The 22,935-nt window shown below is 63.4% G+C and carries 23 protein-coding genes and 2 pseudogenes; 4 read left to right on the top strand and 21 right to left on the bottom strand.

Going from position 1 to position 22,935, the window contains the following annotated elements:
- A pseudogene (locus tag ACGKZZ_RS15420) lies at window positions 1–290 on the bottom strand (cation transporter); the annotation flags it as partial.
- 63 nt (window positions 291–353) lie between these two features.
- On the opposite strand from ACGKZZ_RS15420, the gene ACGKZZ_RS15425 reads away from it, so the two are divergent.
- Window positions 354–704: an ArsR/SmtB family transcription factor gene (locus ACGKZZ_RS15425; RefSeq protein WP_370284988.1), complete on the top strand. Its 351-nt coding sequence runs from the start codon at window positions 354–356 to the stop codon at window positions 702–704.
- Window positions 705–993: 289 nt separating this feature from the next.
- On the opposite strand, the gene ACGKZZ_RS15430 is transcribed toward ACGKZZ_RS15425, so the two are convergent.
- The 9 genes from ACGKZZ_RS15430 to ACGKZZ_RS15470 form a co-directional block, all read right to left on the bottom strand.
- Complete coding sequence (locus ACGKZZ_RS15430; protein WP_370284989.1) at window positions 994–1,512, bottom strand: type II toxin-antitoxin system YhaV family toxin; 519 nt, start codon at window positions 1,510–1,512, stop codon at window positions 994–996.
- Window positions 1,509–1,835, bottom strand: a complete 327-nt coding sequence (locus ACGKZZ_RS15435; RefSeq protein ID WP_005668772.1) for a type II toxin-antitoxin system PrlF family antitoxin — start codon at window positions 1,833–1,835, stop codon at window positions 1,509–1,511. The genes ACGKZZ_RS15430 and ACGKZZ_RS15435 overlap by 4 nt, the downstream gene beginning before the upstream one ends.
- 124 nt (window positions 1,836–1,959) lie before the next feature.
- Window positions 1,960–2,613, bottom strand: a complete 654-nt coding sequence (locus ACGKZZ_RS15440; protein ID WP_411224479.1) for a DUF6927 domain-containing protein — start codon at window positions 2,611–2,613, stop codon at window positions 1,960–1,962.
- Window positions 2,613–3,305, bottom strand: a complete 693-nt coding sequence (locus ACGKZZ_RS15445; RefSeq protein WP_370284991.1) for a regulator — start codon at window positions 3,303–3,305, stop codon at window positions 2,613–2,615. The genes ACGKZZ_RS15440 and ACGKZZ_RS15445 overlap by 1 nt, the downstream gene beginning before the upstream one ends.
- Before the next feature lie 72 nt (window positions 3,306–3,377).
- Window positions 3,378–5,360 (bottom strand): ParB/RepB/Spo0J family partition protein, encoded by a 1,983-nt coding sequence (locus tag ACGKZZ_RS15450; protein ID WP_411224480.1) that lies wholly within the window; start codon window positions 5,358–5,360, stop codon window positions 3,378–3,380.
- Between the two features lie 153 nt (window positions 5,361–5,513).
- A complete protein-coding gene (locus ACGKZZ_RS15455; protein ID WP_043872247.1) occupies window positions 5,514–5,903 on the bottom strand; it encodes a DUF3768 domain-containing protein in 390 nt (129 codons plus the stop codon).
- Window positions 5,904–5,990: 87 nt separating this feature from the next.
- Window positions 5,991–6,200, bottom strand: coding sequence for a DUF6330 family protein (locus ACGKZZ_RS15460; RefSeq protein WP_043872246.1), 210 nt, complete (start codon window positions 6,198–6,200; stop codon window positions 5,991–5,993).
- A 23-nt stretch (window positions 6,201–6,223) separates the two neighbouring features.
- Window positions 6,224–7,162: an ArdC family protein gene (locus ACGKZZ_RS15465; RefSeq protein ID WP_043872245.1), complete on the bottom strand. Its 939-nt coding sequence runs from the start codon at window positions 7,160–7,162 to the stop codon at window positions 6,224–6,226.
- Window positions 7,163–7,202: 40 nt separating this feature from the next.
- A complete protein-coding gene (locus ACGKZZ_RS15470) occupies window positions 7,203–7,688 on the bottom strand; it encodes a hypothetical protein (protein ID WP_043872244.1) in 486 nt (161 codons plus the stop codon).
- Between the two features lie 337 nt (window positions 7,689–8,025).
- Between ACGKZZ_RS15470 and ACGKZZ_RS15475 the strand changes: the two genes are divergently transcribed.
- Window positions 8,026–8,322, top strand: coding sequence for a hypothetical protein (locus ACGKZZ_RS15475; protein ID WP_043872243.1), 297 nt, complete (start codon window positions 8,026–8,028; stop codon window positions 8,320–8,322).
- 28 nt (window positions 8,323–8,350) lie between these two features.
- Here the strand turns inward: ACGKZZ_RS15475 and ACGKZZ_RS15480 are convergent, their stop codons facing one another.
- The 9 genes and pseudogenes from ACGKZZ_RS15480 to ACGKZZ_RS15520 form a co-directional block, all read right to left on the bottom strand.
- Entirely contained in the window at window positions 8,351–8,641 is a 291-nt protein-coding gene (locus ACGKZZ_RS15480; RefSeq protein WP_245629305.1) for a hypothetical protein, read from the bottom strand.
- A 5-nt stretch (window positions 8,642–8,646) separates the two neighbouring features.
- Window positions 8,647–9,348, bottom strand: a complete 702-nt coding sequence (locus ACGKZZ_RS15485) for a VIT family protein (RefSeq protein ID WP_043872242.1) — start codon at window positions 9,346–9,348, stop codon at window positions 8,647–8,649.
- A pseudogene (locus ACGKZZ_RS15490) lies at window positions 9,345–11,254 on the bottom strand (heavy metal translocating P-type ATPase). Before ACGKZZ_RS15490 ends, ACGKZZ_RS15485 begins: the two are co-directional and overlap by 4 nt.
- Window positions 11,255–11,259: 5 nt before the next feature.
- The gene (locus ACGKZZ_RS15495; protein ID WP_043872240.1) at window positions 11,260–12,240 is read right to left on the bottom strand and encodes an FAD:protein FMN transferase; all 981 of its coding nucleotides are present in this window, start codon (window positions 12,238–12,240) and stop codon (window positions 11,260–11,262) included.
- On the bottom strand, window positions 12,221–14,428 hold the full coding sequence (locus ACGKZZ_RS15500) for a PepSY domain-containing protein (protein ID WP_043872239.1): 2,208 nt from the start codon (window positions 14,426–14,428) through the stop codon (window positions 12,221–12,223). The genes ACGKZZ_RS15495 and ACGKZZ_RS15500 overlap by 20 nt, the downstream gene beginning before the upstream one ends.
- A gap of 11 nt (window positions 14,429–14,439) precedes the next feature.
- A complete protein-coding gene (locus tag ACGKZZ_RS15505) occupies window positions 14,440–14,910 on the bottom strand; it encodes a DUF2271 domain-containing protein (RefSeq protein ID WP_043872238.1) in 471 nt (156 codons plus the stop codon).
- Window positions 14,911–14,945: 35 nt separating this feature from the next.
- Window positions 14,946–15,326, bottom strand: a complete 381-nt coding sequence (locus ACGKZZ_RS15510) for a PepSY domain-containing protein (protein ID WP_009503876.1) — start codon at window positions 15,324–15,326, stop codon at window positions 14,946–14,948.
- 180 nt (window positions 15,327–15,506) lie between these two features.
- Window positions 15,507–16,892: a ferric reductase-like transmembrane domain-containing protein gene (locus ACGKZZ_RS15515; RefSeq protein ID WP_043872237.1), complete on the bottom strand. Its 1,386-nt coding sequence runs from the start codon at window positions 16,890–16,892 to the stop codon at window positions 15,507–15,509.
- A complete protein-coding gene (locus tag ACGKZZ_RS15520; RefSeq protein ID WP_043872236.1) occupies window positions 16,849–17,166 on the bottom strand; it encodes a PepSY domain-containing protein in 318 nt (105 codons plus the stop codon). Before ACGKZZ_RS15520 ends, ACGKZZ_RS15515 begins: the two co-directional genes overlap by 44 nt.
- 145 nt (window positions 17,167–17,311) lie before the next feature.
- On the opposite strand from ACGKZZ_RS15520, the gene ACGKZZ_RS15525 reads away from it, so the two are divergent.
- Window positions 17,312–17,971: a response regulator transcription factor gene (locus ACGKZZ_RS15525; RefSeq protein WP_043872235.1), complete on the top strand. Its 660-nt coding sequence runs from the start codon at window positions 17,312–17,314 to the stop codon at window positions 17,969–17,971.
- Entirely contained in the window at window positions 17,968–19,329 is a 1,362-nt protein-coding gene (locus ACGKZZ_RS15530; RefSeq protein ID WP_043872234.1) for an ATP-binding protein, read from the top strand. The genes ACGKZZ_RS15525 and ACGKZZ_RS15530 overlap by 4 nt, the downstream gene beginning before the upstream one ends.
- A 210-nt stretch (window positions 19,330–19,539) precedes the next feature.
- Here the strand turns inward: ACGKZZ_RS15530 and ACGKZZ_RS15535 are convergent, their stop codons facing one another.
- Window positions 19,540–21,603, bottom strand: coding sequence for a ParB/RepB/Spo0J family partition protein (locus ACGKZZ_RS15535; RefSeq protein ID WP_411224481.1), 2,064 nt, complete (start codon window positions 21,601–21,603; stop codon window positions 19,540–19,542).
- 113 nt (window positions 21,604–21,716) lie between these two features.
- Window positions 21,717–22,850 carry a helix-turn-helix domain-containing protein gene (locus ACGKZZ_RS15540; RefSeq protein ID WP_411224482.1) on the bottom strand — a complete coding sequence of 378 codons (1,134 nt, stop codon included), beginning with the start codon at window positions 22,848–22,850 and terminating at the stop codon, window positions 21,717–21,719.
- Window positions 22,851–22,935 lie beyond the last annotated feature (85 nt).

Raw genomic sequence — 22,935 nt, forward strand, 5'->3', positions numbered from 1 at the left:
TAGCTCGGGTCCTTGTAGGCCGGATCGGACGATGTATCGCCGTCCTCGATCTTCTCGAAACCGTAGCCGGTCGCGTCGAGCGCGGGCCGCACTTTCGGCAGATCGCCGTCCGCGATCCGCAATGTCATGATGTGGGTGGCGGCGGACACTTTCACGTCGCCTTCGGCCACGCCCGCAGAACGGGCCGCGCGCTCGATCTCGGCGGCATCTTTCGCGCAGTCCATGCCTTGCACCCGCATTCGGATCGGGGAGGAGGCTGTCGCCAACTTGCTGTTATCGGGCTGGCTCATGTGCGATCCTTTTTGTGGTGGCGGGCGAAAAGGTACGCTGCTAACGTATCAGTGGATAATGATATGACAGCGCAAAACATTCAAGACGATTTTTCGGCACCCGATACACTGGAACTGCGGGCAAAGCTCTTCCGGGGCCTAAGCGATCCCAGCCGTCTGACGATCCTCGATGCGCTGGTGTCGGACGAACGCAACGTGCAGGAAATCGTCGGGCATACGGGTTTGGGTCAGCCCAACGTCTCGAACCATCTGCGCTGTCTGCTGGAATGCGGGCTGGTCAGTCGCCGCAGCAAAGGCCGCTTCGTTCGGTATCGTCTGGCGGACAGGCGGGTCGCCGATCTCATCCGTGATGCAGATCAGCTACTTGCCTCGACAGCCAACGGAGTTGATGCCTGCCAAAGCTATACGGACTAACCGGCGCGACCTGCTGCAATGTCCTATCGGTGCGCCAAACCTGAAGCAGCCATCTGCGCATCCGCAGCGAATGCACCCTTTGTCCGCATCTTATCAGTTCGTACACGATGCAGCGAACGGCAGGTGTACGGATAGGGAGGGACTTCTGAGAATTTCATCGTACCAGCCATATGACACACCAATGTCGCCTATTTCACTTGGCCCAAGTATGACGGCGATTGAAACGCATAATGCCCCCTTACTGGCAGCCTTAGCGTGGGATTCCGCTCCTTCAGGCATTCGACCCCACTTACCGATCGGGCGCCGCTTCAAGGGAAGTTTCGAACCGCTTGCCCGCCGCTGCAGCTTCTTTCAAGAGCGCGTCGAAATTGTCAGGTGGGTTGCCATCTTCCAGCATCCCTTTGAACGTCGCATAGGCATCCGTCTTGCTGCCATAGGCGCGCAGGGTCTTGTCGTCGTTCACCCAGGCCACCACGATGACCTTCGCATCGCTGTTGAACCGATAGAACAACCGGTACTGCTGGAAGAATTTCGCCCGGAACCAGTGCTTGCGGTGATCGCCGAGTGTGCCGCCTTGCCGGAAGGCGGCGGCACCCGGATCTGCCGGTATGGCCTCGGTCACCAGCTTGAAGATGGCGGCCAGCCGTTTCGCGGAATTTTTCTTGCGCCAGGTCTTGGGATCGCGTGCCTTACGCGCCTCGACCTCCAGGGTCAGCCCTTCGAGCTGGTCCAGAAAGAGCGGATGCGCATAAATCGACCATCCGTTTACGACAAGGGGCGCTTGAGCGGGCACGCTATCGCCGCTCATTCATCCTCGAGCGATAGCGGCGCATCGAGATCGACATCAACGTCTCCGACCAGTGCTGCAAGACGGTCATGCAAAGCCCCATCGAACGCCCGAATGCGGTCCGGATGCGCCTTGATATCGGCCTCGACAAAATCGAGAAAGGCGCCGAGCACAGGATCTTCCTCGTCGCTGCGCACGGGCTCAATATAGACCCTGCCACTCGGCTCGGTGCAGTAGCGAATCTGGTCGCCCTTGCCCAGCTTGAGCTGCTTGCGCACACCCGCCGGCACGGTCGTCTGATACCGATCCGTGAGTTTCGAGACATCTTGTGCGAGGGCTGTCATGGCAGTCTCCTGAAGAAAAGGGTCTTTGCTGCTTGCGATAGGTAATGCATTTGCATTGCCATGTCAAGATAAGCCGCAGGATCTGCTGTCGCCGGGCAGGCCGATGAACCGTCCGGCGCAGGACCTAATGTCGCCCCGCGAGATACTCCGCCAGCACCGGGCTAGCCGCACCTTTCGCGGAGCTGAGCAGCTCCGAGCCCGCAAGCGAGGCCTTCGACAGGCGTACGAGCCCACCGGTTTCCTCGATGCGGTAGCAGCGGCGCTTTTGCCGCCCGCGCCTGTAGTGGGTCGCGGTGACAATCTGGCAGGTACTGCCATCGGTGAGCGTCACAGGTGCTGCGAGCTTGATCTTGTCGCCTTCCTCGTAGTCCGGGATCGCAGCCCAGTCCTGGCAGCGCTGGCGCCAGGCATGAGCATAGCTGTCTGGGTCTTTCAGCTCGGACAGCAGGGCCAACAGGCTCAGTGGCGCGCGGGATTCGACCGGTCCCGCGCTTTCCTCCATGTCCTTGTAGCCCCAGCAGCCGTCATCGTATCGGGTGAGGAAGACAGCCCCGAACGTGATGGAGCCATCCACATCGGTCACATAGGTCGCGTCTTCGATAGCGGTGCCGTCGAGATTGGTGACCCTTGCCGCCGCATACCAGGTGGAGCCGACCTTGCAGGCTTTGACCAGTTCGGTTTTGCGCGTGTCGCCCTCGAAAGTGCAGAGCCGGGCGATTTCCGCTTTCTCATCCGCGTAGGTTTTGACGCGGCGGTCGGTGTAGAAGAGCCATCCCATCAGGCCGCCCTCCGATCATTGAGTTCCATCAGCGCATCGAGCGGCACGCGGTAGGGCTGCATGGCGTCGAAATCCTCGCAGCGTTTATGGGAATAAGCTGAAGCACCAATACCCTGCCGCGCTTCGCGCTCTCGGGACATTGGCGCTGCATCATCTTCTTCGAATTCCCAAAACGCCGAATTGCCGCAGTTCTGCACGATCGCGAAGGTGTCGCAGGCATCCTTGAGGATGACCCTGAAGGTGCCACCGAGGCCCGAGGGCACTTCGTAGGTCCCGCCGATGAGATAATCCGAGGCCCGGCGCGCGAAGACACGGATGCTGTGGCCATCGGTGGCGAGCCGGATCGCCCCCTGCCCCCGGTCGATGAGCACCTGCACATCGTCGAGGATGTCGGTGTAGAACTGGCCGGTCAGATCGCGGAACGCAATGCGGCGCTGCGCCATCCAGTCGGTGTCCCGAAACGGGTTCATGCCGTCGGCGAAGGCGAAGGAGGGATCGGCCTTTTCGGTGGTGACGATACGGGTGGTCGTGCCATCGATGCCGTTCGAGCGCAGATGCACGCCATTGCCGACGATGAGGATCAGGGCCGGCCTGTCCACGGGACCGTTCCAGTTGGGCAGGAAGGTTTTGCAGGCGCGCGCATGGGCGATCTGCGCCGCGACAGCGGACGCAGAGAACTTGAGAATAGCCATGAGGATGTCTTTCGGTTGGGTATGGGAGGGTCGACCCGCGCGGGGAATGCCTCGCGCGGGTCGCGTGAGGACTCAGGCCGCTTGCGCGACCTCGCTGTCAGGCTCGGGGGTTTCCGCAGCGGGCTCCGCCTCATCACAGGCGATACCGGCGGTCTGCATCATCGGCGGGCACCAGGCGGCCACGGCAGCGCGCTGCGCGTCCGTGAGTGTGGCGAAGGGTTCGGCGAAGAGCTTGTCGCAGAAGGCGACGATCTCTTTCTTGCTCGACGAGGCGAGCGTCACCGCCTCCTGGGCGAGACCCAGATCCTCGCCGAGGATCTTCAGAAGCCAAGCCTTCTTGAAGCGGTTGAAGAGCGCCGCATTCGGCGTCCAGTGGGCGCGGATGTCGGGCATGATCTCGATCTCGAACGCATGCATCAGGCTGTCGCGCTGGCGGTCCCGCGCGAAGCAGGACTGCGTGGTGCTGGCCGTGGCATAGGCCACGAGCTTGGCCTTCTCGCCGACCTCCAGCGCGCGAAACGCCGCGAACTGATCGGCGGGCGCGCGGGTGTCATCGAGCCACGAAAGGTCAAGCGCATCATGCGCCGCCGCCACCTGCTCGAGCGAGGTCTCGTCGATCTCGTCCATCTTGGCATGGCTGCGGTATTCCTTGCGGGCATCGATCTTGATCGCCTGCGTGACACTCATGCCGCTGGCCAGAACGTCACTGACCAGCTTGAAGAGCGTCAGATCGAGCGTGGCTTCCGGATGCAGCGCCATCGCGGCCCCAAGCGCCATGGCTCGCTCGGTCTTGAGGTCCTCAGCCAGTGAGGCTGGATAAGTGATTTCGCCCGGGTCCGGGGCCTCCTCCCCGGTCGGGCTAGCCGAGGAGCCGCGCGCGCCCTCCTCTTTGATGGTGTCTTCCGGGCGGACGAGACCAACATGGAGCGTGATCTGCCCACCCTGCCACGAGGCGATCACCCCAGACCGTGCGAGGTCCTCGGCGCTGTAGGCCTCCTGCAGGTCGCGGGCTTCCTCTTCCAAGGCGTCCACGCGCTCGTAAAGCGCGTTGTAGGCACCGTCCTCGAGCCCCTCATCCTCCATCTCGAGCTGCAGTTTCTCGAGTTCGGCGGTGATCTCATCGATGCGCTTTTGCGCAGCCTCATCAGGCTCGATCGGGCCGGGATAAACGCGGCCGTAGTCGGCCATGGTCGCGTAATCATAGCGGACCATCGCATCGGCCCAGGCAAAGCCCAGCTTTATGCGGGCCTCTTCGGCAGCGGCACCGAGCTTCTCGAGCAAGATGGTCTCGACCAGCGCCGCATCCTCAAGCACGGAATGCTCTTCAAGAAGGTCAGCCGCGACAGCACCGCCACGCGCCTCGTAGTCTTCGCGCACGAAAGCCCCAATATCATCTTTGACTTGCACCCCGCGGGATTTGAGCGCCTGCCGGACGGTATAGGCCTGCAGATAGCCGCCGTCCTTCGTGAGCGCCTCGAAGACCTCGCGCTGCGCCTCCTGGCTCGGATGCTCGGCAAAGGCCTTCATCGTGTCGAGCGTGATCACCTTGCCCCGGGCCGCGGCGCGGATGTCGGGGTGGATCAGGCCATAGCGCAACCGGCCTTTCACGGCCGCCACCGTGGTGCCGAAGGTCTTTGCGATCGTCTCGGGCGTCTGGCCGTCGACCTCCATCATCCGGGCGAAGGCCTCGAACTCGTCGATGGCATTCATCGGCGCTTGGGTGATGTTCTCGGCGAGCGACAGCGCCGTGGTGACGTCGCAGTCTTCCGGCACGAGGCGGCAGTCGACATTGGTCTTCGCCGTGAACTCCTTGGTGGCCTTGTCCGCGACCAGCTCCTTCAGCGCGGCATGGCGTCGGCCACCGGCGAGCACTGCGTATTTGCCGTCGAGCTTCTGGACCAGGAGAGGCTGCAGGAGACCCAGAACGGCGATGCTGGCCTTCAGATGGGCGATGTTCTCGGGATCATAGGTTTCCGGCGCGTTGCTGCGTACATTGGCGGGATGCGGGACGAGATCGCCGATAGCAACGGTAAGGGGAGCAAAGCTTGTGGTCATGGGATATCCTTCCAGGAGGGTGAGGTGTGGCCCGCGCGCTTGCGCGTGACCAATCCCCGGCTTCAGGGATCACCACGACAAAAGGCCCACTTTGCCTTTTTGAGGGGCAGCGGGCCTTCATCGTCTCAGATGTCAGGGGAGGAGTCCCCTGCCCTACCAGTCGCGCGCCAGCATGATGGTCAGCACGCGGACGGTGGTGGCAGGATTGTCCGGGGTCTCAGCCCCGTAGCGGAAATCCGAGTCTGCTTCATAGAGATCGATTTTCCAGAACACGGTCTCGCCCCGGATCTCGACCGCGCCAAAATCGTGCCAGCCTTCAGGGTCATTCTCGGGCTCGAATGTATCGAACGCACCGGTGGCCTTCACCGCCTCGGCCATGAAGCCGTCATCGGCTTCCATAAGCGCGCGAGTGACATGCATGCGGCCCTGAATGGGCTGCACGGGCGGCACCCCAAGGCACGCGAGCTTGCGAAACGCGTCGTTTTGCGCCGCGATCACGGTCGGATCTGGACGGTCTGGCTGGGGTTGAACGGTCATGGACATGGGGATCTCCTTTGAGAAGTTGAAACACCCTTCCCAAAGCCCGCTTTCACTTTTCTGCTTGGCGAAAGGATCGAAGCAGAAGGCGCCTTACCCGAACAGCCCTCTGGCTCTGTAGTTCGGGTTGGGGATGGTTTCGATCCAGCCGCCTTGGTGCTTGATGCTCTCGAGCGCTGCCGAGAGCGGATAAGCGCCCTCGGACGGGCTCCACCAATAGGCACCGCGCTTGAAGACGATGATCTTGCGGCGGCCGTCGTTGAAGCAGGCCACCCGCAGCGTCTTGGGTTCCTTACGTGACATGCGAGTCTCCGTTCTCTGTGTGGTCAGGCGGCCTCGGCACTGCGCCCTGCCCTGCCCGTCTCCGATCTGGCGATCAGATAGTCGCAGGCGCGCTGCGCATCTGCGGCGTGCTTGAAGATCGCACCCTTGTCCGACCGAAGAACGCGCAACCAGTTGTGGAGATAGGCGGCATTCATCTCGAGCGTATGCGCCGTGAAGCCAAGCGTTTGACCCAGGAACACCGAGGTCAATTCTGCGACGATCTCTTCGCGCGCGTAAGAGGTGTTGCCGAATTTCGAGAGACCGAAATCTCGGTTCAGTCGATGCGGGGCTTTCGTGGCATGGGCCAGCTCATGGGCCCAGACCCCGTAGAAATTGCGCGGGTCCTGGAACCGCGTGATGGACGGCATGTAAACCTTGTCCACGGGCGGCAGGTAGTACGCTTCCGTTCCTGTGAAGACGGTCGTGATGTCGATGGCATCGAAAAACGCCTGCATGTGCGGGATGGGCTCGGACGGCGGATGCTCGGGCACGGGCTCCGGGTCAGGGTAGAAGCTGTCGGGCAAGCCCTCGATCTGGCAGGCATTGAACACACGGTAGGATTTCTGGAAGCGGAAGATACGGGCTTCCTCGGAGTGATCATCCCCGTCGCTGTGATCATGCTCATCGCCGGCGTCTCTCCGGCTTTGACCGTAGTAAACGACGACAGAGGACTTCTCGCCCTTGCGGACCTTTGCGTCCAACGCATTGGCCTGCGGCAGCGTCATCCAGAAGGGAGAGCTGTGGCCCGCCATCACGGTCCGCATCGTCAGCAGAAAGTTGTTCACCCCCTGGTAGGGTTCACCGCCCACGCGCAGGGGACGAGAGCTGCCACCTGCGGTCCAAGGCTTGCGCCACGGCAGGACGCCGCGCTCAATAATACGGATGATTTCGTTTGTGATGACCTCGGAGGCATCGAATTTGGGCGTGCGGGATCGGGCCATGGCTGGCGTCCTTTCGAGTTTTGGTAAGAGGGAGTGGTGACTAGGTTGACCGACAGGGCCGCGGATCGTTGGTGATGCTCGCGCCGAGCTGTTCGACCATGTCGATGTAGGTGGTCAGCGACACGGACCTGCCGGGACCCGAAGGTTCAGGGTCGTCCGATCCGTCCCGCGTCACCCGCGGCAGGTTCGCGAAGGCAATCACATCGGTGACGGGTCGGATATCGATAAACGGGGTCCCTCGTGCTACCGCAAGAGTGGCCAAGGGAAAGCGCTCGATTGGCGCGAAGGTTGAAACGGTGGTCCAACCGAGATGGAGGAATGTCCCACCCTCTCCGCAGATCACATGCGCGTTAGGCAACAGCGCCGCCTGCTTCAGATAACCGAGATCACGTAGGACGGTCTCGCGCTCGCGCCGTTGTGCCTGCCCCGTCTGGCCGGTTCGGCGTAGTTCCTTGTGTCGCCACCACGAGGCAGCGGTCGCGCGCAATACGCGCAAGACACCTGTTTGCATGAGAATGCCCTTCATCAGGAACGGCAGACCGGAATCCGGCCCGGACCCATCCGAGGGACCCCAAAGGCCCTCATCCGTCAGTCACAAAACCCGAAGGACACTTTCACTCTTTGGGGAACTGATGCCGGAGAATGTTGAATGCAAAGCTCATGAGAACCTAGGATCCTGCACTTTCCGGCATCAGACCCCATTGAAGAACAGGGGCAGGCCCGGACACGCTCTTTCGGGCACCTCAAAGGCCTGATCCTCCCCGACCCTCCTCTTCCTCTCAAACCCCATGATTTGCGCAGGCGGCTTGCTTTTGTTCCTGTTATGTTCTATTCTGAAACCAAGCTATGAAGGGAGAGCCCCGATGGAAAGCACCACTTACGCCCTGCCCGCGACGCCAAAGCAGATCGCCTATGCGCGCGCGCTGGCACTGCGCAACCAGACGCTTTTGCCGTGGGAGGTTCAGCAGGACCGCCGGTCCCTGAGCGCCTGGATCGACGCACAAGCCAAGCTCACATCCGCGACAGCGCTGAACAGCCTGCCCTCGTCCAAACAGGTCGCCTTCGCCGAACGCCTCGCCCGGATCAAACGCCGCGCCGTGCCGGATGAGTGTTTCCGCGACAAGGGGCTGATGTCGAAGTGGATCGACGGGAACAAATGAAGCTGGGCTGACCCTGCGGTGATCGAGACTACTTCAGCCGATCAACAACCGATGCCCCGCCCGACTTGGCAAGCGCGATCAGGCTGGACTGGATCCTGGATGTGAAGGCGGAACTGAACGTGCCGATGGGCGTGCGGTCCTCCCAGACATAGGACCGCTCCAGAATATCGGTGTTGATCTCGTCCAGCATGACCCATTTGCGGACATGGGTTTCTAACCCCACGCGCTGCGACTCGATCTTTGGCACCTCGATGATCAGCACGATGTTGACGAGCGTTGCCGCAACAAGCAGCCGGAGCGGGGTTCGGGTACACCCCATTGACTCTAGCCTACGGCGACCCCGAACAGCGCACCGACCCCGGCTGTCGCGGCCATGGCAAGCGCGCCCCATAGCGTGACCCTTGCGGCCCCACGAACGATGCCTGCGCCGCCGGCGGAAGCACCCAATCCGCCAAGAACCGCAAGGCCAAGGATCGTCGATCCCGCCACCAGGGGAGCGATCTGCGCCTCCGGGACCAGCATTACGACGATCAGGGGCAGCACCGCCCCAACGGCGAAGGTCAGTGCGGACACCAGAGCGGCCTGAATAGGGCGGGCGGCAACGGTTTCCGAAATGCCAAGTTCGTCGCGCGCATGCGATCCGAGCGCGTCACGTTCAGTCAGTTGCACGGCAACCTTTTCCGCCAGGTCGCGGTCCAGCCCCCTTTCAACATAAATCCGGGTTAGTTCCTCGAGCTCGGCCTCGGGCGTTTCCTCGAGCTCACGGCTCTCTCGGGCGAGGTCCGCCTGTTCGGCGTCAGTTTGCGAGCTGACCGAGACATACTCCCCCGCCGCCATGGACATCGCGCCAGCCATAAGCCCGGCCAGCCCGGCGATCATGACCTCGGGCTTGCCGGAGCCTGCGGCCGCGACGCCGACGACGAGGCTCGCAGTCGAGACAAGACCATCATTGGCCCCGAGAACGGCGGCCCGCAGCCAGCCGATGCGATGCACCATATGGATTTCAGAATGTGATAGACGGCTCATGGCGTGGCTCCTTGAACGATGTCAGCTTGCTCTGACATGATGGCCTGTGGTTTGCCCGTAGCTGGCTCCTGTGGCGCGATGCGCAGCGCGCGCAGGGCGTTCAGGATAACAGCGACGTCGATGACCTCTTGCAGAAGCGCCCCCTGCACCGGGGTGAGATACCCGAAAGCGGCGGCAATCATGCCGAGAACCGACAGACCGATACCCGCGACCACGCTTTCGACAGCGATCCGGCGCGACGCCCGCGCGATCTCGATCCCGGGCCCAAGCCGGTCGATCCGGTCGACGAGCAGCACCACGTCCGCCGCCTCGGCCGAGGCCGCGGCGCCCCGTGCCCCCATTGCCACGCCTACATCGGCTGCGGCCAGGGCGGGCGCGTCGTTGACACCATCACCCACCATCATCACCGGCCCGTGTTTACGCTCGGAAAGCACCAGTAACACCTTTTGATCCGGCGTCAGACCGGCCCGCAGCCCGTCGAGGCCCAGCCCCTCGGTCACGCGCTCGGCCACGTCCGCGCGGTCGCCAGTAGCCAGAAGGATGCGCGCGATCCCTTGACGGCGCAGACCGTCCAGCATGGTGCCCGCCCCCTCGCGCAGCGGGTCGGACATGACGAGGTGCCCGGCCATGTGACCGTCAACTGCCACTGCGACAAGGACCGATCCGGCGCCCTTGGCGGGGTGATCGCCCACCATCCGCCCGACACGGGACGCCACGAAGCCGTCGCCGCCGACGATCACCTCGCGGTCCTCCACACGACCCAAGACCCCTTCGCCCGGGATCTCAGCCACTTCTGTCGGAACGGGCAGTGTGAAGCCCCGCGCCTTTGCGGCAGCGACGATGGCCTGCGCCACGGGGTGTTTCGATGCCTGATCGAGCGCGGCGGCGAGGCGGAGGATGTCGTCCTCGGTCATGCCATCGTGGCTGTCGATCGAGACGATCTGTGGACGGCCATCCGTCAGCGTCCCCGTTTTGTCGAGGATCAGCGTGCGGATCCGCGCCATCGTCTCGAGCGGCCCTGCGCCCTTGATCAGCACGCCAAAATGCGCCGCACGCGACAGGCCGGCGACCAGTGCGACCGGCACAGCAAGGATCAGCGGACAGGGCGTGGCGACGACCAGAACGGCAACCGCGCGGATCGGATCACCGGTGAACCACCACGCCACGAAGGCGATACTGACGGTGACGACCAGAAAGCCCAGCGACCAGCGGTCGGCCAGCCGGGACATCGGCGCTTTGGACGCCTGCGCCTCCTCCACCAGGCGAACGATCCCGGCATAGGTGCTGTCCTTGGCTTCGCGCGTCGCCGTCAGGTCGAAGGCCTCGCCCGCATTGGTCGAGCCGCTCATGGCGTCGGCCCCGCGCGCCAGCCGGACTGGCAGGGACTCGCCGGTCAGCGCCGAGGTGTCGAGGAAGGCCGTGTCGGAGGCCACTGTGCCGTCTACCGGCACCACGTCGCCCTGCCGGATCAGCAGGCGATCACCGGGGGCGAGTTCGTCGAGCGGCACCTCCTCCAGCGCACCGTTGCGGTGCCGGGTCGCGGTCCGGGGCACGCGGGACAGGAGGTCCTGCATCGACCGACGGGCGCGCGGCCCTCTGCGAAGGCTTCGAGGAAGGTGCCGCCCGAATACATCACCGCAACGACCGCCGCTGCGAGCGTCTCGCCGAAGACGAGCGCCGCGGTCATGGAGAGCGCGGCGACGATATCGAGGCCCACCTCGCCGCGCCCAATGCTCCGGACGATTTCGACCACAAGCGCTGCGAGCGCGGGAACAACTCCTGCAATCCAGATCAGGTTCGCGATCTCTGGTTGGCCCGCAAGGTAGAATGCGAGTCCCACGATCAGCCCGGTTGCGGCCATCAGCAGGAGTGCGGTCTTGAAGCGATCGGTACGGGTCTGTTCCATGCGGCTCATCTTCCCCCGGCTGAGGCGATTGCCGCTGGTTCTTCGGAAAAAAGACGCCCGACTCCCACGCCCATTGCATTGCCTTCATCATCGCACAGAAGAAACAGGGCGTCGAGTCCACGTTGTCTCGCGAGGTCCGCACCCCTCTCCGCACCGAGCACCATGAGCGCCGTCGCCCAAGCATCGGCCTCGGCACAGGTGCGGGCCACCACGGTGACGGAGGCCGGCGAGGCGATCAGCGGCGCGCCACGTCTCGGATCCATGGTATGCGACAGGCGGCGCCCCTGAACCTCGACCCAATGGCGGTAGTCACCGGAGGTCGCCACGGCGGCGTCCTGCAGCGCCAGAACCGAATGCGGCGTCCGGCGATCAGGGTCCGGCGCTTCTACCGCGATGATCCATGCCTCGCCATCGGGGCGCAGGCCCATGGCACGCATCTCACCGTCGATGCCGACAAGGGCGTCGGCAATCCCATGATCGCGCAAGGTCTCGGCGAGCCGGTCGACGCCATAGCCCTTGGCGATGCCGTTCAAATCCAGCGCAATGGGCGCGGTCTTGCGCAACTGCATCCCCTCGATCTCCAGCACCTCCTGCGCCGGGCGGCGGGGGGCGTCCATCACGGCGCGGATACCCTCGGGCGCGGCGGCCCCGGGCCCGAAACCCCAGGCCGTCACCGCATCGCCCATGCCGATATCGAAGGCCCCGCCCGAGGCGCGCCCGATCTCGAGCCCGAGGCGCAGGACCGCCCGCAGTTGCTCCGGCACCACCACCCAATCGTCCACCGGCGCCGCATTGATCCGCATGAGCGCGCTCTCCGCGTTCCACGTCGACATCTGCTTGTCCACCTCGTCGACAGCCGCCTGAAGGGCGGCACGGATTGCATCCGTGTCGCGGCCCCGATCCGCGAAGAACAGCGCCGACCAGCGCGTGCCCATGGTGGGGCCGTTCAGGGCGATGCGCGCGCGCTCAGTAGACATCTTCGACATACCGCCCCTCTGCCTTTAGGACTGCGGGCGTAAGCCCGGCAGGTGCGAGGATCTCGGCCAACGCATCGCTCACGCCCGTGGCCATGTCGCGCCCGCCGCAGACCATCACACGCGCCCCGTCGCAGATAAGCCGGGCCACCTGCGCCGCGTCGGCGCGCAAGGCGTCCTGCACATAACTGCGCCGCGCGCCGCGCGAGACGGCGGTGACAAGCCGGGTCAACCGCCCCTCAGCCTGCCAGCCGGGCATCTCTTCGCCATAGAAGAAATCGCTGTCCGCATGCCGCATCCCGAAAAACAGGTGCACGGGCCTGTGCCGCGCATTGCCGCGGATGAAGCCCGCCAGCGGCCCGATGCCGGTGCCCGCCCCGATCAGGATCAGCGGGGTGCGACCGCGGTCGGCGTGAAAGCCGGGATTGCGGCGCAGGAAGGCCCGGACCGTATCGCCCGGTTCCAGCGCGGTCAGCTGGCCCGAGGCCAGACCGCCCGGATGCTTGCGCACCACGATCTCGACGAACCCGTCGCGCCGGCCCGAGGCAAGCGAGTAGAGACGTGGCACGGCGCTGCCCTGCGGCAGGACGCCGATCAGGTCGCCCGCCTGGAACCGTGCGAAGCCCGCGCCCGTCAGCCGCTGCCACGGCGTTGCGCTCGGCAGGGCAAAGCGCAGGATCGCGGCCCCCGCCTGCATCTCAGCCCCGTAGTTGCGCCGCGAGACGAGGGTCAATTGTTCGGTGCGCGGCAAGACGGGTTGGTGCGCAAGGTCAAGGGGTATGCCAAGCATCTCGCCAAGCGCGCGGCCCCAGCGCGCGAAATCCTGTGGCGATTGCCGGTCGATCGTGTCGAGCGGCAGAAGCTCGGGCCAACCTTTCGCCTTTGCCGCTGCCGTGACGTCCTTGGCGAAAGCGCAATAGGCCGGAAAACTCCGGTCGCCGAAGCCGAGAACGGCAATCGGAAAGTCGGGCGCTCGGTCTGTGGCGTTCAGCCGGTCGAGAAAGCCCTTCGCCGAGGCCGGAGCGGCACCATCGCCATAGGTCGCGGCGAGCAGGATGATGCGCTCGGCACGGGCGTAGCGCTCTGGCGCGAAGCCCGACATCGGGCCAACATGGACGCCCTGCCCCGCTGCCGTCAGCGCGGCATGCAGGGTCGCGGCGAAGCCCCAGGTGCTGCCACCCTCGCTGCCGACAAGAATGATCGTCTCGGCACGGCCCGCGGGCTGGTTGCCCCGGATGCGCGGCCGCCCGCGCCGCCCGGCAAGCCAGATCAAGACGCCGGTAACGCCCATCGCCGGCACTCCGAGCGCCATCATCCCGAGCACAAGGCCGAGCGTCGCGGCCCCCTGCCCCGTGTGCAGCATGTAAATGGTTTCCGAGACGCGCTCCCACCCGGTCAGGTCGGCCCATGCCACGAGCGCGCCGGTTCCCTGGTCAAGATAGCCGGTGCCCCAGTCGGTCTTCAGTGTGAACACGTCCGTCGCGTCGCCGGGATAGGGAAAGCTCAGTTCGCGCAGCTCGGCGACGGGGGTCTGCAGCAGCGTGGCCATCTGATCGAGAGCGAACCCAATTTCTCCGCTCACTTCGGTGGGATCAGCCGGCAGGACGCTACCGTCCGGCAGAAGATCGAAGGTGGAGGCTGTCATCCAGAGGGCGGTGGTGGAGGACAGAACGAGGCCGATGACGGCGATCCGGGCGATCTCGACATGCAGCCTGCCCGCGAACGGACCGCGCAAGGACGCGAACCAGTGCCGCCATCCGCCCGCCCGTCGCGCGACCAGCATAGCACCCGAGAGCGAGAGGACCAGCATCGCCGCGGCCCCGGCGGCCATGGCGATGCGCCCGCCATCCCCGAGGAAGAGCGAGCGATGAAAGTTGGTGAGCCAGCGAAGGGCCTGGTTCGGGTCGGCCGAGGCCACGCCCGCGCCCGTCGCCGGGTCGATCACGGCAGCACCCGGCGCGCCCTGATCGAACCAATAGGCGGTGATCCGACCGGAGGGCGACCGCCGGATCTGCTCGACGCCCGGATAGACGACCTGGATGCGGTCCGCGAGGGTGGCGACTGTCAGGCCAGTCTCCACCTGCGGCGCGGTGATGCGCTCGACTGTCGGAAAGACCGAGAGCGCGGCGCCGCTCAGGCTCAGGATCGTGACGAGCGCGAGTGCCAGAAGACCCGGCCAGCGATGGAGTGTACGGATCATGGCCCTGCCCCTCACATGTCGTAGGAGAAGTTGGAGATGTAGCGCCGCCCGCTCACCGGCGTGCCCGCGCCCGCCGTCGTCAGCGGCACGGCCACCTCGTTCGGGCTGTCGCGCATATCCTCGACCGCCGCGTCGATGTGCAGCGTGTAGCCCGTATCGAACAGCGCGTCGGCCAGATCGAGCGTGATCTCGAGACTGCGGCCCGCGCCGACGCTGGCGCCGGTGATACCGTTTACCTGCGCGGTATCGCCGCCCGTGGCACGGTACCAGTCGCTCAGATGCTCGTAGTACTTGGACTTGCCACCAGCCATCCAGAGACTGCCGACATAGGCGCCCGAGGCGTCGGTAACGTAAAGCGCGAGGTAAGCGCCGTCGCCACCATAGTTGTTAAGGGTGGTTGTGAGCGTCACGGGCCGTGCCATAGCGAGGCCGGGAAGCGTGAGTGCGGTGGTAAGCGCGAGCGTTGCGAGAAGTGATTTCATGGGAATGATCCTTGTTCAGGGTGCTTCGGAGCTGTTCAGTTCACCTGAACCTGCGGAGGGGCGCCGTTTCCGAAGAGGCCGTTCTGCGGAGGAGCGACCGTTCCAGCGGGCGCGGGATTGCGGGCGCCACCGCGGTCGTCGTCATCATCCTCGTAGTCCATCTCGACGATCTGCAGCGTCGCCGGATCGAGCTTCACCTCGATCTCGCGGCCATCCTGGTCTCGGCCTTCGATTTCGTAGCAGCCGTCGTCGATCTCGAAGTCGCGCACCGTCCAACCGTTCTGTTCGGCCATCTGCATGGCGGCCTCGCGCGGCTGCCACTGGTCACGGGGCGCATTGCAATCATCGTCGTCGGCCAGCGCAGCGCCGGCGGGCAAGAGTGCGATCAGGGCAAGGGCGGTCAGGGTCTTTTTCATGGCAAGGGGTCCTTTCGTTTGATGAGACCAATCTGGCACCCCGACCTGAGGGCATCCTGACGCCCCAGCGATTCCTGCTTCAGCTTGCCGTCAGGAAAATGGCCCCGCCGATGATGGCGGGGCCAAAAAGATGCGAGCGCAGGCTACAGGGCTGGCATGGCTATGCGCCCTGCCCCGCGTTCAGGCGAATTCGAACAGCTCGAAGCGGACACGGCGAGGCGTTTGGCCTTGTGCTTTCAAGCCCTTGAGAACCCCGTCCTTCAGACCGGTTGGGCCGCAGAACCACAGATCGGCTTGCCGGATCGCGAAAGGGACCGCGCCAATCAGGCGCTCGGCCGTGAGCCTGCCATCGCGCGTCGTGACGACCACCTCGAAACTGAACCTCGGGTTGCGGGCAGCCGCAGCGCGCAGCGTCTCTACCCCAATCGCCTCTTCTTGTGTCGGAACGCAGTAGATGAGGTGAATGTCGCGACTCTCCGCCTCTGTCAGGCTTTCCGCCCAGGCGAGGAACGGCGTGATACCGATGCCGCCGGCAAGCCATATTTGGCGCGCACCGCCCTTGCGGAAATTGAACCGTCCATATGGCCCTTCGACCTGCACGCGCGTTCCGGTCCGCAAGATGGCGGGCAGGCTTCGTGTCCAGCAACCCAACCCCCGGATGGAGAACGTCAGGGTGCCGTCAGGGCGCGGGGCGCTGGCGATCGTGAAGGGGTGCGGCTCGGACAGTCCTGCCTCTGGCGCGCGGAAGAAGGCGAATTGCCCCGGCCGCCACCGCATGGCCCGCCTCTCGGCGCGGAGGGTTAGCGTGGTGGTGTCCTTGGTCTGGCTGATCTCTGTGACGGTGAATTCTCTACGCCGCAGGTATGGGGCGACCAGCTCGGTGAATATCCACGCGATCACTCCGGCGATGCCGAATGTGTTCAGAAGCACCGAGAGCGATGGATCTACCTCTGTCGGCATGTCGACGAAGAACTGGTGAAAGACCACGATTGCAAAAAGGGCCCCCATGAAACGATGGCTGAACCGCCAGATCTGATAGGGGATTTCCAGCCCGATGAAGGGCAATCTCCGGAACCAGCTGACAGCAACCAGGGCGAGAAGCGCATTGAAGGCAAGTTCGCCCGCCTCTTCACCAAGTTCTCCAAGGGAGGTTTCACGCACCATACGCTCGAAATCCGGCTCGATCTGCTGGTGCAGGATCATCAGGACCATTGCGGAAATGCCGAGCCACTTGTGGACCCGGTACATGCGATCGAGACCGCCGAACAATGGTTCCACTAGTGGCGGCCGTGCGGCGAGGATCAGGGTCTGTGCCATCGCGACAACTGCCGCCGCCCCGACGGCAATGCCAAGTGCTGCATCCGCGCCATAAGGCGCATAGGTGTTGAACCCGAGCAGTGCCGCCAGCAGGCATGGCAGCGCCACCAGAACCGGGCCCGTCAGGGCTAGAGGAGAGTTGAGGGAAAGCCGGTGGAGTGACGGAAAGCCCGGCACCGGGACATTACCGTCGCGACGCGCTGCATCAGTCATCGTCGCGTCTCTCGTGATCCCGCTCGCGGCGATCATCCTCGTCGTCCTCGTATTCGAACTCGATTACCTCCAGCGTGGCCGGGTGGACAGTCACCTCGATCGCACGCCCCTCGGCATCCCTCCCGTCGATCTCGTAGCAGCCGTCATCAATCTTGATCCGGCGCACCGTCCAACCATTTTCTTCGGCCAGCATGGCAACAGCATCGCGCGGCTGCCAGTCGGCCATCGGCACGAAGCAATCGTCGTCAGCCAGCGCCGCGCCGACCGGAAAGACCGCGAGAAAGCCGATAATTGTCAATGTCTTCTTCATGGGGCACACTCCTAGTGGCTCGCCTCTTGATGCCATTCATGCGCCGCGAAGCTGACGGCAGCCTGAAGGGGCTCGACCCACAAGCTTCAGCTTCGTGTCAGCCAGACGGATCATGGAGGGACATCAGGAAAGGACGGGTACGACCATGCGCATATTGCTGATCGAGGACGACACGACTCTTGGCGCTGCCGTGCGCGACCAGATCGCAGCTGATGGCCAGTCAGTAGACTGGGTCACGCGGCTAGACGCGGCGGCAGACGCGATGAGCACAACCTCCTACGACCTGCTCCTGCTCGACCTCATGCTGCCAGACGGACGTGGTATCGGGTTCCTCAAGGGCCTCAGGACGCGTGGAGACGTGACGCCGGTCATCATCCTGACGGCGCTCGACCAGGTGTCCGATAGGATCGAAGGGCTCAATGCGGGCGCTGACGACTATCTTGTGAAGCCCTTCGACCTGTCGGAACTGTCGGCACGGATCGGATCGGTCGCGCGGCGCTACAGCGGCAACCCCAACCCGATCCTGACCCACGGACCGCTCGACATCGACCTTGCCGCGCGCAGCGTCCATCGGGATGGCAGACATGTGCCGCTGACGGCGCGGGAATGGGCGCTCTTCGAGGCCTTCCTGGCGCGTCCCGGGCAGCTCCTATCCAAGGCGCAGTTGGAGGAGAAGCTCTACGCTTTCGACGCCGAAGTCGAGAGCAACACCATCGAGGTGCACGTAAGCCGCCTGCGCAAGAAACTGGGGAGCGCCATCATCGAGACCGAGCGCGGCATGGGTTACCGGCTGGGCAAGCCATGATGTGGCCATCCAGCCTTCAGGTACGGCTCGGCTTGTCACTCGGCCTTGTGCTGACGATTCTCTGGCTCGCCGCCGCCACGGTTACCGCGGTGATCGTTCGGGGCGAGATGGATGAGGTCTTCGACAGCGCCCTGCGCGAAACCGCCGAGCGCATCCTGCCGCTGGCCGTGACCGACATCGTCGGGCGGGAAGATCAGGGTATGACGCAGCGTCTCGCGCCGATCCGTGAGCATGACGAGTTCTTCACCTACATCGTACGCGATGCCGAGGGACGCATTTTGCTGCAATCCCATGCGGCGGACCCTGCCGTGTTCCCTCCATACGATGGTCCGGGATTTGGGCAGAACGCCACACATCGCCTCTACAGCGACGCGGTGCTCCAGGGGACGATCAGCATCACCGTGGCCGAACCGTTGGCGCATCGCGCTTCGGTTGCTCGGGAAATCCAGATGGGCCTCGGCCTGCCGCTGCTGGTTGTGCTGCCGTTGGCGCTCGCGTCGATTATTCTCGCTGTGCGCTTCAGCCTCGCCCCTCTCCATCGGTTCCGTACGCGGCTTGAAGCGCGCGGCGTGCGCGACCTGTCAGAAGTACCCGCGGCCGACCTGCCGACGGAAATCGGCCCGCTGGCCGCAACCTTGAACAGCCTTTTGGCTCGGCTGCGCGACGCGTTCGAGGCTGAGCGAAGTTTTGCAGCCAATGCGGCTCATGAACTAAGGACACCATTGGCGGGCGCTATCGCCCAGGCGCAGCGACTGCGGTCAGAGACCAAAGATCCGACCATCGACGCGCGCGCCGCCGAGATCGAGGCGACGCTCAAGCGTCTCACTCGGCTGTCCGAGCGTCTCCTGCAGCTTGCGCGGGCCGAAGGCGGTAGACTTCGGATGGACCAGAGCTCTGATGTCAGAACGATCACTCGGGTCGTGGTGGAAGATATTGCGCGCAGCACAGAGAACGGGCGCCTTATGTTGAACTTGCCGGACACGCCTGTCTTGTCTGATATCGACCCCGACGCATTGGGAATTCTGTGCCGGAATCTGGTGGAAAACGCCCTACGCCACGGGGCGCAGAATGCCCCAGTCGAGGTTACACTCACGAGCGACGGGCAGTTGATCGTGGCGAACGAGGGCCCCGCGGTAGCAACCGAAACACTCGAACGCCTGACAGGGCGCTTCGAGAGGGCAGATGCAAAAACTGATGGTAGCGGGCTTGGCCTCGCTATCGTTGCAGCAATCGCAGAACGGATCGAAACCTCTCTCTTGCTCCAGTCACCACGTCCCGGTGAAACTTCTGGATTTCAGGCATCCGTCAGATTGCCAACTGATGCTCCAAATGCCCATGTGAAAGATCGGGAGCACTGACCTTGAAGTCTCACGTCGCAGCGCCCCGAAGGGCGCGGTGTCGATGATGGTTGTAGCAGACATGATTCCTCATTCCGAATGTGAGTAATCGCACTCATCTTATTGATATTGTTATATTATAGGGTGATTGGGGGCGGAATGCCCGCCCCCCTGTTGGAACACGTTACTCTGCGGCCAGCATCGACGCGCCTTGAGCAGGCAGGTCATCCGTCAGGAATGCGGGAACGTCAGCTTCACTGACGCTGTCGGCCAGTTCGGCATCGACATCTGGCCCCTGCCCTTCAGCAAGCGCTCGGCCTCACTGGCCATCTCGCCCTTTTTCAGGTGGTCGAGAAGCTGGGCAGTCCCCTCCCCTTTCGCCTCGCGCACCGCCTCGAGGATGCGGACCTTGGGCACGCGGTTGAGATAGGTGTCGACCGTCGGCTCCCAGCCCGCCTCGACCATGTCGAGATCAACGGCTTGCCCCACGATATCCGCCTGCGCCATGCGCCGGGTCAGACCACCTGCAGAGATGCCTGCCCCGTAAGGGTTCACCTTCTCGTGCAGCGCGTTGACGCCGAAGCTGAGGCAATGCGCCAGCAAGGCCAGCCGACTGCCCTGATCGAGGACCGTCAGATAGTCCCAGAGCGCTGCATCATCGCCAAGCGGCAGATCGGCTTCCCATTCCGCGTGACGCTCGTCGACCAGCTTGGCGACCACGCTGTCCTTCAGATCGGGCGCTTGCGCTGACATGTAGACCTGACGCACTGAGGCCTCGAGACAGCTGCCCGAAGCAGAGGAGGTGCGGAAGGTGTCCGTCACCAGCTTCAGGAGCAGCAGCGTCAGCGCGACATCCGGCGAGCGCCCGATCGCTTCACGCAAAGCCAGCGTCCGGTGGGCCGTCAACTCCATGACCAACCGCTCGGGCAGTGGCCTCAGCGCTCCGTCATCCTCATCCTCCGGTAGGTCGCCGCCAATCGGCTGGCCACCCGACGTGATGACGGTTCCGCCATGAGCGGCACTGCCATGGCCATCGGTGAGATCACGATAATACCCCTGCCCCGCCACCGCAGGATCCGTACCATCCTGGACCGCGGTCTCGTCAACGGGCTCATCCTCTGGACGCACATAGCCACGATAGACTGCCAGAGCGCCGTAGCGGTCGAGCGTGACGAACGCACCTGCCCGTCCGATCTCTGTCTGATGATAGATCAACGGCCAGGTCTCGATCTTTTTCATCACCGTTTCCAATACGCCAAGCCGCGTGTCGATCTCGTGGGGGATGTCATCCTGCCCCGCGTATTCGTCTTCCAGCGCCCGATACTCGGCGAGCAGCTTTGCATCGGCCGCACCTTCGTCATCCGTCATCGGTGCCGGATCACCGGACAGGGAACGCAGGCCGTGGCTGTAGCCGTAAGGCAGGTCTTGTGCGACCTCGATCCACTTCCAGCCCTCAACCGCAACCGTCTCAGCCTCGGCCTGGAGTTTTTCTGTCACCAGCCGATCGAGCAGGGCAGGGTCTTCGAGCCAACCACCGTCATCGCCTTGGAACAGTTCATGCAGCATCGTGCCGCCCGCCGCTTCATAGGCCTCAATACCCACAAAGACCGCACGCCGGTCTGACGCCCGGACCGAGGTCTCGGTCAGCATGCGCCGGATCTGGAATGGCTCCTTGTTCCAGGAAGAATGGATCACATCCCAGACCTGAACCTGACGCGCGTGATCGGGGTTCACGGTGAAGGCCATGAGCTGCTCCAGCGTCATGCCATCCTCGGCATAAATCTCAAGCAGGGCAGGGGCGACGGAGGCAAGTTTGAGGCGCTGCTTCACAATCTGCGGCGTCACGAAGAAGGCGGCAGCTATCTCTGCATCGCTCTGATCCTTGTCCCGCAGCGCCACAAACGCGCGGAACTGGTCGAGCGGGTGCAGGGCGACGCGCTGCATGTTTTCTGCAAGGGAATCGTCCTCGGCGAGGATGTGGGACGCTGCATCGCGGACGATGCAGGGAATGGGCGTGGTCTTTGCCAAACGCTTCTGCTTCACCAGCAGCGACAGCGCTTGGAACCGGCGGCCACCGGCGGGGATCTCGAACTTGCCGGTCTCGGTGCCATCGTCAGCCAAGACGGGCCGCACGCTCAGGCTCTGCAAGAGGCCGCGGCGGGCGATGTCTTCGGCCAGTTCCTCAACGGACACGCCAGCCTTGATGCGCCGCACGTTGGCCTTTCTCAGCACCAGCTTGTCGAAAGGGATATCCCGCGACGGCGACAGGATGATTTTCTGGACAGCTTTCGTCATCAGATCTTCTCCACGACGGGCGTCGGAAGCCACTCTCCCGATCTCACTTCCCGTCACCTTCAAACCAACACTCCTTTCGCTCTCACGGTGGTTCTTGACCGCGGTCAAGAAGCTCATGTGGGAGCAAGGTGTGTGCGTAGGACCCTTTCGAAATAGGCGTCGGGGTGTCTGATCGTGTCTGCTCTTGCTATCAGGTAGTCGAAGACGAGAAGCAGTTTTCCTGCGCCAGCTTTCTGGATGCCATGCCGCAGTTCGTCTTGGCTTATTCTAAGCAATCGACCGAGGTCGTATAGAATGCGGGTAAGGGCTTCTCCAGTGCGCGGTGGTTCTGGGAAAAATCCCGCAACATGGGTGAAGTCTTCCCATGCCATGCGTGCTGGGTCTCGGTTCATCGTGGGTTTGCATTTTGTGGTTTGTTCACAGCGATTGACCGTAGAGCGAGTAGTCTTTTTAGTATCTTTTTTTATAGACTCTATGTGCCGGACATTTTGTCCGTTTGTGGCGGGCAGATCGTTGGAATCTAGTGCATGAGGTCGGTGCTCGACAGCTTGTAGATTATCTTCGGAACCAGCTTTTGCTGCGGCATGGTGTTCACCGTAGCTTGCGTCGGTATCGGCTCCGAGGGCTCTAAGTTCCGAGATAACGCTCAGGACTGCATCAACGGTTAATGTTGCTCGACGTAGGACATTTCTGATCATGTTGAGGCTAGAGAGCTTTGCTTCATCGAAGCGTGTCTGTTGGAGTAGCGAAGCACGTAGGGCCAACGCCTCAGCCTTCAGTGAGCGCAAGCGCTCGCGTTCTTCGGTGAGTCGCAAGGCTTGTGTCGCGAGCGAGCCGTACCTCTGTATCAAGGGCATCAGGTCGATACCGAAGGCATCTCTGATAACGCCTCCATACCTCAGCGGAAAGCGTTTGCCATTTGCTGAGTTCTTGCGTTCGATCAGTTCAGCATCTGAGAGGCGTCCCAGGCTGCGTCGAAGTGTTCTCTCATCGAGTCCATTGGCGCGCTCTGACAGAGACGCGTTCGATGGGAACACGACAGTGAGCGTAAGTCGCTGGCTGTCCTGAATCTCACGTTCTTTGCGGGGTAGGAAGCTAATGAGCGCGGTCAGAACGGCGAGGTCATTGGTTGTGAGACCCAGCTCCTTCCTCAGTATGCGAACCGGGCCCAGAAGCTCATAGGGGGTCGGGCAGGGCAAAGATGTCCGTTCCGCCAGGGCGGTTGTTGTTTCAGTTGCATGTCTCATGGTGTTTCGGAAGAAAAAGCTTCCCCGTTCACCGCGAGCGGTGTTGAAATCGATTCGTTTTGGGGGTATCAATCAGGTGTCGAGA

Source organism: Marivita sp. S2033, assembly GCF_046592965.1.
In the GTDB taxonomy this organism is placed as follows: Bacteria; Pseudomonadota; Alphaproteobacteria; order Rhodobacterales; family Rhodobacteraceae; genus Marivita.